Below are 12,248 nucleotides of genomic sequence, written 5' to 3' on the forward strand. Positions count from 1 at the left end.
CTCAGTCGGTCAGGGCCAGGTAGCGGGGGGCCTCCTGCCTCACCTGCTCCAGGGCATCCTGCAGCTCCAGCAATTCGGGTTCCAGATCGCTCACGGTGACCCCGTCGCGCAGCTGCTGCTCGAGCTGGGAGAGCAGGCGTTGCAGACCCGGCACCCCGGAGTAGGCGCAGCCACCGTTGAGGCGGTGGAGCTGGGCCAGCACGTCTGCATCGTCGGCACTCCCTTCCAGCGCCGCCGCCAGGATGGGCTCCACCTCGTCGAAGCTGGCCAGCAGCATGGTCAGCATCTCCCGGGCGAGGGCTGGCTTGCCGGCGGCCTGACGCACGGCGAGGGGCCAGTCTATCTGCTGATCCCCGTGATTCTGGTGCCGCCGGTGAGCGAAGTCGGTGATGAGCTGCGCCAGCATCCCCTCGTCGATGGGTTTGGCCAGGTAGTCGTCCATGCCCTGGCGAATGAGGCGCTCCCGCTCACCGGGAATGGCATGGGCGGTGACCGCGACGATGGGGGTCTCGGTGTTGAGGGAGTGGTGGCGGATCGCCTGGGTGGCGCTGATGCCGTCCATGACGGGCATCTGGATATCCATGAAGATGATGTCGAACGGCTGGCTCTGGGCCAGGTTGACCGCCTCCTTGCCGTTCTTGCACACCACCACCTCGGTCACCATCTCCTTGAGCATGGCGGCGATGAGCTTGAGGTTGGCGGCGTTGTCATCCACCGCAAGCACCTTGACAGCCTGCACGCTGCGCGGCGTCGGCGCGGGCAGGGGGGCACGGCGTACCGCCTCGGGGGAGAGCAGAGCGTGCAGCAACTTGCGATGGTTGATGGGCTTGGAGAGGCAGTGGACGGCGCCGTGGGCCAGCATGGCGTCGTAGAGGGCCGGCTCGTGGCTGCTGAGCAGCACTATGGTGTTCTGCTGGCCGTCCAGTCCGTCGAGACGGGCAATCACCTGCTGCGGGCTGTGCAGGGTGCTGCTGCCGATGAGCACCATGTCCTGGCTGCTCATCGGGGGCCACTCCTCGTCCACCGTCAGGGAGTGCACATCCAGGTGCCACTCTCCCAGCAGGGCAAGCAGGGAGGCGTGAGTGAAGGGATCCGGCTCCAGCAGCCAGACCCGCTTGCCCTGGATGCGATCCAGCGGAAGCCGCTCGCTCTGGGGCAGGGGCGAGACATCCAGATCCAGGTGGAACGAGAAGACCGACCCCTTGCCGAGTTCGGATTCGAAGCGGATCTGGCCCCCCATCTGCTGCACCAGCTTCTGGGTGATGACGAGCCCGAGCCCGGTGCCCCCATAGCGGCGGGAGATGGAGGAGTCTGCCTGGTTGAAGGCCTGGAACAACTGGCGCTGCTGCTCTTCCGAGATGCCGATGCCGGTATCGCGAATCAGCGCCCGCAGGCGCACCTTGTTGCCGTTCGATTCCCCGGTCTGCTCGACACGCACGTCCACGTTGCCGCGCTCGGTGAACTTGATGGCGTTGCCGGTGAGGTTGGTGAGCACCTGCTGCAGGCGCATGGGGTCGCCGGTGAGGTAGTCCGGCACGGCGGCATCCACCTGGAGGGAGAGTTCGAGCTGCTTGTCGTGGGCGCTCGGCCCCAGCAGGTGCATGGTCTCGTTGAGGGTGTCCCGCAGGCTGAAGGGGATGTGCTCGAGCTGCAGCTTGCCCGCCTCCAGCTTGGAGAAGTCGAGGATGTCGTTGATGATCCCAAGGAGGTTGCGTGCCGACTTCTCGATGGTCTGCATGTAGTCGGTCTGGCTCGGGGTCAGACTGGTCTTGAGCAGTTGGCGGGTGAAGCCGATGACCCCGTTGAGCGGGGTGCGCAGCTCGTGGGACATGTTGGCGAGAAACTCGGACTTGACCCTGGCCGCCTCCTGGGCGCGCTTCTTCGCCATGTCGAGCTCGACGTTCTGGATCTCGATCTGCTCGAGGGTCTCCCGCAGATCCGACGTCGCCTGATCGATGTTCTGCTGCATCTCCTCGTGATATTCGGAGAGCGCCTTGGCCATGGCGTTGATGCCGTTCTTGAGCATGTCCAGCTCGCCGGTGAGCTGGCCGCTGACCCGGGTATCGAGTCGCCCCTCCCTGATCCGGTGCACCGCCTGCACCATGTCGGTGATGGGCTGGGTCACGCTCTTGACCAGACGGAAGCCGAACAGGGCGCTGATGGCCAGCCCGATGAGCACGATGATGACCGCGAAGAAGGCGTCGCGGTACTGCAGGACGATGGCCCTGTCCGTGGCGAGTTGCATGGAGATGTAGCCAATGACCGGCGGCTCCAGGTCGCTTGGCAGCGGGAAGCCGTCCAGGCTGGTCTCTGCCTGGATGGGGGTGCGCAGTATGATGTCATCGCCGTTGACGGAGACGCTGGTCAGGGCCGGGATGACGCTGCCGTCCGGCAGACGAAGCTGGCTGAAGTCCCTGTGATAGTTGGACGTCACGAACAGCTGGTTCTCCTGGGTGAAGACGGCGATGGACTTGATGAAGGGCGAGTTTTTGCGATGGGTGAGCCCGATCAGCCGCTTGAGGGATTCGCGGCTGTGCTGTGTCATGCCGTATTCGCTGGCGATGGCCAGGGGCTCGATGATGTTGATGCCCTGATCGATGAGGTTGTTTTCCAGCTGCTGATAGCGGTGGAAGGTGAAATAGCCGGCGATGAGGCCGCCAATGATGAGGGTCGGCAAGATGGTGAAGGCCAGCACCCGGGCCCTGAGACCGTACTTGGTCATGCCGCCGACCCGCCTTTCGCAAGAGAAGCCATGATCCGGGGCGCATGCAGGCACCGGGGTCGGGCAGGCAATACAGTCATTGTCGCTGTACGGGGTCTCAGGCCGTATCCGGTCATATCAATGGGCCACTTTTGGTCAGAATGGACGATGGGGCGGATGCCGCGGCTGGGGCCCTCAGGCCGTATTTGGTCATACGATTATTCTTGTGGGACAATGGTCTGCCGCAGATTCCACAATCATGACATAGCCACCTATAGGCACCAAGTTTTATGGCCCAGTTTTTCAAGCCCCAAAAGAAATCCACCCAGCCCCAACGTATTGAATTTACGGTAGACAGTCTGGATCACCACTGTGTCGGCGTCGGCCGTCATCAAGGCAAGGCCATCTTCGTCGAAGGGGCGCTGCCCGGCGAGGCCATCAAGGCCCGCATCATCGACGACAAGAAGCACTATGCCCACGCCGCCCTGCAACAGGTGGTGACCCCGGCGGTCAACCGGGTTGCCCCCTTCTGCGACCACTATCGCGAGTGTGGCGGTTGCAGTGCCCAGCACCTGGGAGAGGGAGATCAGCTGGCGGCCAAGGAGGCGGGACTGGTCAGCCTGTTCGAGCGCCTTGGCAACATCCAGGCGCCAGCGTTGGCACCTGCGCTGACGGGGGAGTCCCGCGCCTACCGCCGGGTCTGCCGTCTGGCCATCAAGTTTGACAAGAACGGTCGCTGCACCCGGGTGGGCTTTCGTCGTCGCCAGTCGAACGATCTGGTAGAGATTGCCGGCTGTCCTGTGCTGGCCGAGCCCCTCTCTGCTCTTATCGCCCCTCTGCGCGAATGCCTCAACCGGTTGAAGAGCCAGCGCGAACTGGGCCATGCGGAACTCATTAAGGGGGAGCAGGGCATTCTGATGCTGCTGCGCCACACCGGTCGCCCCACCGAGGCAGATCGGGCGCACTTGACTGAGTTTGCCACCGCCCAGGGGATAGACCTCTATCTGCAGGCGGCGGACGAGCAGATCGAACCTCTGCGTCAACAGTCTCAGCCAAGTTACACGCTGGATGGCCTGTCTCTTGCATTCGCTCCCGGCGACTTCATCCAGGTCAACGGGCCCGTCAACCAGCGCATGGTGGAGCAGGCATTGAGCTGGCTCGACGCAGGCAAGGATGACAAGGTGCTGGACCTCTTCTGCGGCATCGGCAACTTCACCCTGCCGCTGGCCCGTCAGGCCCGCGAAGTGGTGGGGGTGGAAGGGGAGCTCGCCATGGTGACGCGTGCACAGGAGAATGCCCGCCGCAACGGCATCGACAACGCCCGCTTCTACAAGGCGGACTTGAGCGGTGACATCGTGGGCATGTCCTGGGCCCGGGAAGGATTCGATCTGGTACTGCTGGATCCGGCCAGACCCGGGGCGCTGGAGGTGATGAGCCACGTGGTGGCACTTTCCCCCAAACGGGTGGTCTATGTTTCCTGTAACCCGGTCACCCTGGCCCGTGACAGTCAGGTGCTGGTGCAGGGGGGCTACAAGCTGACCCGTCTGGGGATGCTGGACATGTTCCCCCACACTGGTCATCTGGAGTCCATGGCGCTGTTCGAACGAGGCTGAGTCGAGACGACCGCATTATTCTGGGTGAATCAAGATGCGGTCGTGATGATTTTTCGATGTGCATGATGCTGCCAGAGTGAGGTAAAACAGGTGTTTCTCGCTGCCTTCAATGGGCAGGGCAGCATGCGGTTATCTTGGTTTTCCAGCGGCGGCAGCGCTGTTTGAGCGGGAGTGATTAGGGTAATCTAGGTCGTCGATAGTGGATCGGATGCGGGGAAGAGCCCTGTCACCTTGCGCGGTGACATGCCTTGAAAACTCTTTCATGCATCCCCATTTGAGGCAGTCATCAGTTGATGAGGGGATGAGGAGAGCATCGGCTTTCGACCCCACACTTTTAAGGATTGATACCATGGTTGCGGTGCGCGATATTCATTTGAAAGACAATTTCACTCTGGATGAGTGGGTCAGTTCCCTTACCCTGAGTGAAAGTGACAAGAATCAGCTGCGAACCGTCTACCAGTACTGCCTGACCCTGGGTGACGAAGCGCTCACCAACCGCCTGCTGGTGCGCGGGGTCGAGATGGTGGGCATCCTGCTGATGCTCAGCATGGATCTCGCCACCCTCAAGGCCGCCATTCTCTATCCCTTCGTCGAAGCCGGTCTCATCAGCCAGGAAAAGGTGAACGAGGACTTCGGCCCCAAGATCGCCAAGCTGGTGGAAGGGGTGCTGGAGATGGAGGCCATCCGCTCCCTGCAAACCCTTCACCGCAGCGAAACCTCGCCGGAGCAGGTGGACAACGTGCGCCGCATGCTGCTCGCCATGGTCGAGGACGTGCGCGCCGTGGTCATCAAGCTGGCGGAGCGCATCGCCTGCCTGCGTGAGGCGAAGAAAGCGGATGAGGAGACCCGGGTGCTGATGGCCCAGGAGATCACCAACATCTATGCTCCCCTTGCGAACCGCCTCGGTATCGGTCAGCTCAAGTGGGAGCTCGAGGATCTCGCCTTCCGCTACCTGCACCCGGATACCTACAAGCAGATCGCCAAGCAACTGGACGAGAAACGGCTCGACCGCGAGCGCTACATCCGCGAATTCGTGCAGTCCCTGCGCGATGCCCTGGCCGAGGCCGGCGTCGAGGCCGAGGTCTATGGCCGACCGAAACACATCTACAGCATCTGGCGCAAGATGCAGAAGAAGCACCTCGAATTCAACGAGCTGTTCGATGTGCGCGCGGTGCGGGTGATCACCAAGCGGCTGCAGGATTGCTACGCGGCGCTCGGTATCGTTCACACCCATTTCCACCATATTCCCCGCGAATTTGACGACTATGTCGCCAACCCCAAGCCCAATGGCTACCAGTCCATCCACACCGTGGTGGTGGGGGAGGAGGGCAAGACAGTGGAGATCCAGATCCGTACCGAGCAGATGCATCAGGATGCGGAGCTCGGTGTGGCTGCGCACTGGCGCTACAAGGAAGGGGCCCAGGCCGCTGCCAAGACCAGCACCTTCGAAGACAAGATCGAATGGCTGCGCAAACTCCTCGCCTGGCAGGAGGACCTCTCGGAGAGCGGCTCCTTGCTGGACGATCTGCGCAGTCAGGTGTTCGAGGACAGGGTTTATGTCTTCACTCCCAAGGGCGATGTCATCGACCTGCCGGCAGGGGCGACGCCGCTCGACTTCGCCTATCACGTGCACAGCATGATCGGTCACCGCTGCATCGGCACCAAGATCGACGGTCGTATCGTGCCCTTCACCTATACGCTGCAAACCGGTGATCAGGTTGAGGTGATCACCCAGAAGGAGCCGAACCCGAGCCGCGACTGGATGAACCCGAACGCCGGCTTCCTGCGCTCCAGCCGGGCGCGGGCCAAGGTGGCCACCTGGTTCAGAAAGCTGGACCGGGACAAGAACATCGCCGCCGGCAAGGAGCTGCTGGAGAAAGAGCTGGACAGACACAACCTCACCCTATCCAAGGTGGACAAGGTGGTGCTGGAGCGCTTCCATGCGGAGGAGCTGGAAGATTTGCTGGCCGGTATCGGCAGCGGCGACATCCGCATCAACCAGCTGCTCAATTATCTGGACACCCGCTACAACAAGCCGACGGCGGAAGAAGAAGATCGCCGTCTGCTGGAGAAGCTGGAGCAGAAGGCCAATGTGCCCTTCCGCCCCAAACCCAAGGATCACATAGTAGTGGAAGGGGTGGGCAACCTGATGACTCACATCGCCCGCTGCTGCCAGCCCATCCCGGGGGACGCCATCCAGGGCTTCATCACCATGGGACGGGGGGTTTCCATCCACCGGGAGGATTGCGAGCAGCTCAAGGAGCTGTCGCGTCGCAACCCGGAGCGCTTGATCGATGCGGTCTGGGGGGAGAACTACTCCGGCGGTTACGGTCTCACCATCCGCATTCTCTCCAACGACAGGTCCGGCCTGCTGCGCGACATCACCACCGTGCTCGCCAACGAGAAGATCAACGTGATGGGAGTGCGTTCGCGCTCCAACGTGCGCGAGCAGACCGCCGAAATAGACATGGAGCTGGAGATTTACAACATCAACGCCTTCAACCGGGCGTTGGCCAAGCTCAGTCAGCTCAACGACGTGATCAGCGCCAAGCGGCTGTAATGCTCAACCGACCGGCCCCAGTGGCCGGTCTGCATTTTCTCCCTCCTTGTAGAGCATTGAAGACGGATATCATGCGCCCCATCTCCGTCCGCCATGGCTCCATATCATCTGGAACAGTGGCGTGAGCGGATATTCATGAACCCCATTTACTGAATCGAAAGTGAGTTGCCCATGTCCCAACGCTACGACCTTCCCCAACTGCTCGACATCATGGCCAGATTGCGTGACCCGAACGGGGGCTGCCCCTGGGATCTGAAGCAGAGCTTCCAGACCATAGTGCCGCACACCCTGGAGGAGGCCTACGAGGTGGCGGATGCCATCGAGAGCGAAGATTGGCAAGGGCTGAAGGGGGAACTCGGTGATCTGCTGTTCCAGGTCGTGTTCTATGCCCAGCTCGGCAAGGAGCAGGGGTTGTTCGACTTTGCCGACATCATCGATACCGTGAGCGAGAAGCTCATTCGCCGCCACCCCCATGTTTTCTCCGATGCCGATCTCGGTGACGAGAAGGCGGTCAAAGCGAACTGGGAGGCGGAAAAGGCGAAAGAGCGTGCGGCGCTCGACAAGGAGAGCGTGCTGGACGATATCCCCCTCTCCCTGCCTGCCCTGACCCGGGCAGCCAAGATCCAGAAGCGCTGCGCCACCGTCGGTTTTGACTGGAAGACCCTGGGGCCCGTGGTGGACAAGATCCACGAGGAGATCGAAGAGGTGATGGAAGAGGCGCTGATGGTAGACGTGGACGAGACTCGGGTGAGCGACGAGCTCGGCGATCTCCTGTTCGCCACCGTCAATCTGGTGCGCCATCTGGGCAAGGATCCGGAGCAGGTGCTGCGGGGTGCCAACACCAAGTTTGAGCGTCGTTTTCGTCAGGTTGAACACTTTATTGCCGCAGAAGGTCTGAAAATGACGGATTGCTCCCTGGAGAAGCTGGACGAGGCCTGGAACAAGGCCAAGGAAACCGAGCAAAGTTGATTTGGCGCAAGACGGGGCGGCGGGGAGCCTGATAGATTTTTGTTCATTGTTTGGGAGTGGGGGTTTTGGTATACTGTTTCCCCGTCCTGCTTCATCCCCGAAGCACCCCTTAAAATTCCCTAAACTTCTTTCAGGTTCAGCATGACGACCAAATATATTTTTGTGACTGGTGGCGTTGTTTCATCCCTCGGCAAAGGCATTGCCGCAGCTTCTCTGGCAGCCATTCTGGAAGCCCGTGGTCTGGATGTGACCATCATGAAACTGGACCCGTACATCAACGTGGATCCGGGCACCATGAGCCCGACCCAGCATGGTGAAGTGTTCGTAACCGAGGACGGGGCCGAAACCGATCTGGATTTGGGCCACTACGAGCGTTTCATCCGCACCAAGATGACCCGCCGCAACAACTTCACCACCGGTCGCATCTATGCAGACGTGCTGCGCAAGGAGCGTCGTGGTGACTATCTGGGCGCCACCATCCAGGTGATCCCGCACATCACCAACGCCATCAAGGAGCGGGTGATTGCCGGTGCCGAAGGTCATCAGGTTGCCATCGTCGAAGTGGGCGGTACCGTGGGCGACATCGAGTCCCTGCCATTCCTTGAAGCCATTCGTCAGCTGGCGGCCATCGTGGGTCGCAACAATGCCATGTTCATGCACCTGACCCTGGTTCCTTACCTGGCCGCCGCCGGCGAGGTGAAGACCAAGCCGACCCAGCACTCCGTGAAGGAGCTGCTCTCCATCGGTATCCAGCCGGATGTGCTGATCTGCCGCTCCGACCGCGCCATTCCGGCCAACGAGCGTGCCAAGATCGCCCTGTTCTGCAATGTGCCCGAGCGCGCCGTCATCTCTATGAAGGATGTCGACTCCATCTACAAGATCCCGGCGCTGCTGAAATCCCAGGGTCTGGACGGCTACATCACCGAGCGCTTCGGCATCGAGTGCAAAGAAGCCGACCTGGCCGAGTGGGAACAGGTCATCTATGAAGAGGCCAACCCGACTGCCGAAGTCACCATCGGCATGGTGGGCAAGTATGTCTCCCTGCCGGACGCCTACAAGTCCGTCAACGAAGCGCTCAAGCACGGTGGCCTGAAGACCCGTCTCTCCGTCAACATCAAGTACATCGACTCCCAGGACATCGAGACCCGTGGCGCCGAGCTGCTGGAAGGTCTGGATGCGATCCTGGTACCAGGTGGCTTCGGCGAACGCGGCGTGGAAGGCAAGATTCTGGCCGCCAAATATGCCCGCGAGAACAAGATCCCGTACCTCGGTATCTGCCTGGGCATGCAGGTTGCCTTGATCGAATACGCCCGCAACGTGGCGGGCATGGAAGGGGCTCACTCCTCCGAGTTCAAGAAAGACAGCCCGTTCCCCGTGGTCGGTCTCATCACCGAGTGGGTGGATGATGAAGGCAACGTCGAGACCCGGACCGAGAAGTCCGATCTGGGCGGCACCATGCGTCTGGGCTCCCAGCTCTGCCACCTGGTGGAAGATTCCAAGGTCCGTCAGATGTACGGCAGCCCGACCATTTACGAGCGCCACCGTCACCGTTATGAAGTGAACAACAAGCTGCTGCCGCAGATTGAAGCGGCAGGTCTGAAGGTGACCGGTCTCTCCGCCGACAAGAAGCTGGTGGAAATCATCGAGATCCCGGATCACCCCTGGTTCGTGGCCGCGCAGTTCCACCCGGAGTTCACCTCGACTCCCCGTGATGGCCACGCCCTGTTCGCCGGTTTTGTGAAGGCGGCGGGCGAGTATCAGAAGCGTAATTTGAAGTAATTGAAAATAAATGCGGTTGGGGCTCTGTGCCACAGCCGCTTTTTTTGGCATATTTTTGTTGTTTTTTTACGAAACCTGAGGAAATACACATGTCCAAGATCGTTAAAGTGATCGGTCGTGAAATCATCGACTCCCGTGGTAACCCGACCGTTGAGGCCGAAGTTCACCTGGAAGGTGGTTTTGTTGGTATGGCAGCCGCTCCGTCTGGCGCGTCCACCGGTTCCCGCGAAGCGCTGGAACTGCGTGACGGCGACAAGAGCCGTTTCCTGGGTAAAGGCGTGCTGAAAGCCATCGAAGCCGTCAACGGCCCGATCGCTCAGGCTCTGCTGGGTAAAGATGCCAAGGACCAGGCCACTGTCGACCAGATCATGATCGACCTCGACGGTACCGAGAACAAATCCAAGTTCGGCGCCAACGCCATCCTGGCTGTTTCCCTGGCCAACGCCAAAGCTGCCGCTGCTGCCAAAGGCATGCCGCTGTACGCCCACATCGCCGAGCTGAATGGCACCCCGGGTGTCTACTCCATGCCGCTGCCCATGATGAACATCATCAACGGTGGTGAGCACGCTGACAACAACGTCGACATCCAGGAGTTCATGATCCAGCCGGTTGGCGCCAAGACCCTGAAAGAAGCCGTTCGCATGGGCGCAGAAGTGTTCCACAACCTGGCCAAAGTGCTGAAGTCCAAGGGCTACAACACTGCCGTCGGTGACGAAGGTGGTTTCGCTCCGAACCTGAAATCCAACGCCGAAGCGCTGGAAGTGATCGCTGAAGCTGTTGCCGCTGCCGGTTACAAACTGGGCACCGACATCACCCTGGCCATGGACTGCGCTGCGTCCGAGTTCTACGACGCAGAGAAGAAAGAGTACAACCTGAAGGGCGAAGGTCGTATCTTCACCTCCAACGGTTTCTCCGACTTCCTGGCTGACCTGACCACCAAGTTCCCGATCGTCTCCATCGAAGATGGCCTGGACGAATCCGACTGGGAAGGCTTCGCCTACCAGACCGCCGAACTGGGCAAGAAAATCCAGATCGTGGGTGACGACCTGTTCGTAACCAACACCAAGATCCTGAAGCGCGGTATCGACAACGGCATCGCCAACTCCATCCTGATCAAGTTCAACCAGATCGGTTCCCTGACCGAAACTCTGGCTGCCATCAAGATGGCCAAAGACGCTGGCTACACTGCCGTCATCTCCCACCGTTCCGGTGAGACCGAAGACGCGACCATCGCCGACCTGGCTGTGGGTACCGCTGCTGGCCAGATCAAGACCGGTTCCATGAGCCGTTCTGACCGTGTTGCCAAGTACAACCAGCTGATCCGTATCGAAGAAGCCCTGGGTGCCAAGGCTCCGTTCCGTGGTCTGAAAGAAGTGAAGAACCAGGCTTAATTTTCGCCTGCGTTCATGCTTCACAAAGCCCCGCCATCTGGCGGGGCTTTTTCGTTCTGCGCTTATGGGCGTGTGCGACCTGCATTTTTTATTCCGACCAACCCATCCGGCACACAGGCTTTCTTTTGTCTTGCCTGCGAATATGGGAAACTAGGCCGCTTGAAGGAGACTCAGTGCATGCGGCTACTCACTCTTATCCTGCTCCTCCTGTTGGGAGGGCTGCAATATGACCTCTGGCTGGGGAAAAACGGCCTCTCCGACTATCGGGAACTCTCCACCGCCATCGAGCGGCAGCAACAGGACAACCTGGTACTCAAGGATCGCAACAGTCTGATTTACCGGGAAATCGACGATCTTACCTCTGGCCTTGAGGCCATCGAGGAGTTGTCGCGCAACGATCTTGGCTATATCAAGCAGGGCGAGACCTTCTACCGAATCATTCCCAAAGAAAAGGATCAGGTGACGGAGCCTGATGGTGCCCCCTACGATGACTGATAGCCTGAGCGGCCTGACCGCCATCGTCCCGGCTGCCGGTATTGGTAGTCGCATGGGGGCCAGTTGCCCCAAGCAGTACCTGTCCCTGGCAGGGAAATGCATTCTGGAGCACACCCTGGAGCGTTTGCTCTCCCATCCCGCCATCGCCCGTGTGATCGTGGCGCTGGCGCCCCACGACAGCTGGTTTGAGACCTTGACCGTGGCCACTGACCCGCGGGTGCTGCGAGTGGAAGGGGGAAGCGAGCGCGCCTTCTCCGTGCTCAATGCGTTGCACGTGGCAGAAGGGGAGTGGGCACTGGTGCATGACGCCGCCCGGCCCTGTCTGACCCATGAGGATCTCGATGCGCTCATTGTTGCCGCCATGGCCTCTGGCGGTGCCATCCTCGGCAGCCGGGTGCGCGATACCATGAAGCGCACCGATGCGGCCGGCAATATCCTCGCCACCGTGGATCGCGAGCAGCTCTGGCATGCCCTGACGCCCCAGATGTTTTTGGTCCGCCCCCTCAAGCGGGCGCTGGAGGAGGGGCTGGCGCTCGGCGCCGCCATCACCGATGAAGCCTCCGCCATGGAACGCGCCGGTTTCCCCGTGCGCATGGTGGAAGGGCGGGCCGACAACATCAAGGTGACCCGGCCGGAAGATCTCTCCCTGGCCGGGCTCTATTTACAGCAACAACGTGCGTGCCGGTCGGCACGACCCGATTCATCCCCAGAGGAGCAGGCATGATCCGCACCGGACATGG

General features: G+C 60.8%; 8 protein-coding genes. 7 read left to right on the forward strand and 1 reads right to left on the reverse strand.

All coding sequences use genetic code 11. From position 1 onward, the window contains the following. Position 1: 1 nt before the first annotated feature. On the reverse strand, positions 2 to 2,722 hold the full coding sequence (barA, locus tag I6L32_RS10460) for a two-component sensor histidine kinase BarA (RefSeq protein WP_052814802.1): 2,721 nt from the start codon (positions 2,720 to 2,722) through the stop codon (positions 2 to 4). A gap of 269 nt (positions 2,723 to 2,991) precedes the next feature. Between barA and rlmD the strand changes: the two genes are divergently transcribed. The 7 genes from rlmD (at position 2,992) to ispD (ending at position 12,232) form a co-directional block, all read left to right on the forward strand. Continuing rightward, on the forward strand, positions 2,992 to 4,314 hold the full coding sequence (gene rlmD, locus I6L32_RS10465; protein WP_052814803.1) for a 23S rRNA (uracil(1939)-C(5))-methyltransferase RlmD: 1,323 nt from the start codon (positions 2,992 to 2,994) through the stop codon (positions 4,312 to 4,314). A gap of 349 nt (positions 4,315 to 4,663) precedes the next feature. Then, complete coding sequence (gene relA, locus I6L32_RS10470) at positions 4,664 to 6,874, forward strand: GTP diphosphokinase (RefSeq protein ID WP_010675631.1); 2,211 nt, start codon at positions 4,664 to 4,666, stop codon at positions 6,872 to 6,874. Positions 6,875 to 7,045: 171 nt separating this feature from the next. Further along, the gene (gene mazG / locus I6L32_RS10475; RefSeq protein ID WP_052814804.1) at positions 7,046 to 7,843 is read left to right on the forward strand and encodes a nucleoside triphosphate pyrophosphohydrolase; all 798 of its coding nucleotides are present in this window, start codon (positions 7,046 to 7,048) and stop codon (positions 7,841 to 7,843) included. Between the two features lie 141 nt (positions 7,844 to 7,984). Then, on the forward strand, positions 7,985 to 9,622 hold the full coding sequence (gene pyrG / locus I6L32_RS10480; protein ID WP_010675629.1) for a glutamine hydrolyzing CTP synthase: 1,638 nt from the start codon (positions 7,985 to 7,987) through the stop codon (positions 9,620 to 9,622). 89 nt (positions 9,623 to 9,711) lie between these two features. Next, positions 9,712 to 11,013, forward strand: a complete 1,302-nt coding sequence (gene eno, locus I6L32_RS10485; protein ID WP_043154803.1) for a phosphopyruvate hydratase — start codon at positions 9,712 to 9,714, stop codon at positions 11,011 to 11,013. A 177-nt stretch (positions 11,014 to 11,190) separates the two neighbouring features. After that, entirely contained in the window at positions 11,191 to 11,508 is a 318-nt protein-coding gene (gene ftsB / locus I6L32_RS10490) for a cell division protein FtsB (protein ID WP_010675628.1), read from the forward strand. Further along, the gene (gene ispD / locus I6L32_RS10495) at positions 11,501 to 12,232 is read left to right on the forward strand and encodes a 2-C-methyl-D-erythritol 4-phosphate cytidylyltransferase (protein ID WP_043154802.1); all 732 of its coding nucleotides are present in this window, start codon (positions 11,501 to 11,503) and stop codon (positions 12,230 to 12,232) included. Before ftsB ends, ispD begins: the two co-directional genes overlap by 8 nt. Positions 12,233 to 12,248 lie beyond the last annotated feature (16 nt).

The sequence above is a fragment of the Aeromonas sp. FDAARGOS 1402 genome (assembly GCF_019046925.1).
GTDB classification, from domain to species: Bacteria; Pseudomonadota; Gammaproteobacteria; order Enterobacterales; family Aeromonadaceae; genus Aeromonas; species Aeromonas caviae.

Bases quoted from the DNA above. Each gene is read 5' to 3' on its own strand.
- barA (WP_052814802.1), bottom strand. From the start codon at position 2,722: ATGACCAAGTACGGTCTCAGGGCCCGGGTGCTGGCCTTCACCATCTTG.
- rlmD (WP_052814803.1), top strand. From the start codon at position 2,992: ATGGCCCAGTTTTTCAAGCCCCAAAAGAAATCCACCCAGCCCCAACGT.
- relA (WP_010675631.1), top strand. From the start codon at position 4,664: ATGGTTGCGGTGCGCGATATTCATTTGAAAGACAATTTCACTCTGGAT.
- mazG (WP_052814804.1), top strand. From the start codon at position 7,046: ATGTCCCAACGCTACGACCTTCCCCAACTGCTCGACATCATGGCCAGA.
- pyrG (WP_010675629.1), top strand. From the start codon at position 7,985: ATGACGACCAAATATATTTTTGTGACTGGTGGCGTTGTTTCATCCCTC.
- eno (WP_043154803.1), top strand. From the start codon at position 9,712: ATGTCCAAGATCGTTAAAGTGATCGGTCGTGAAATCATCGACTCCCGT.
- ftsB (WP_010675628.1), top strand. From the start codon at position 11,191: ATGCGGCTACTCACTCTTATCCTGCTCCTCCTGTTGGGAGGGCTGCAA.
- ispD (WP_043154802.1), top strand. From the start codon at position 11,501: ATGACTGATAGCCTGAGCGGCCTGACCGCCATCGTCCCGGCTGCCGGT.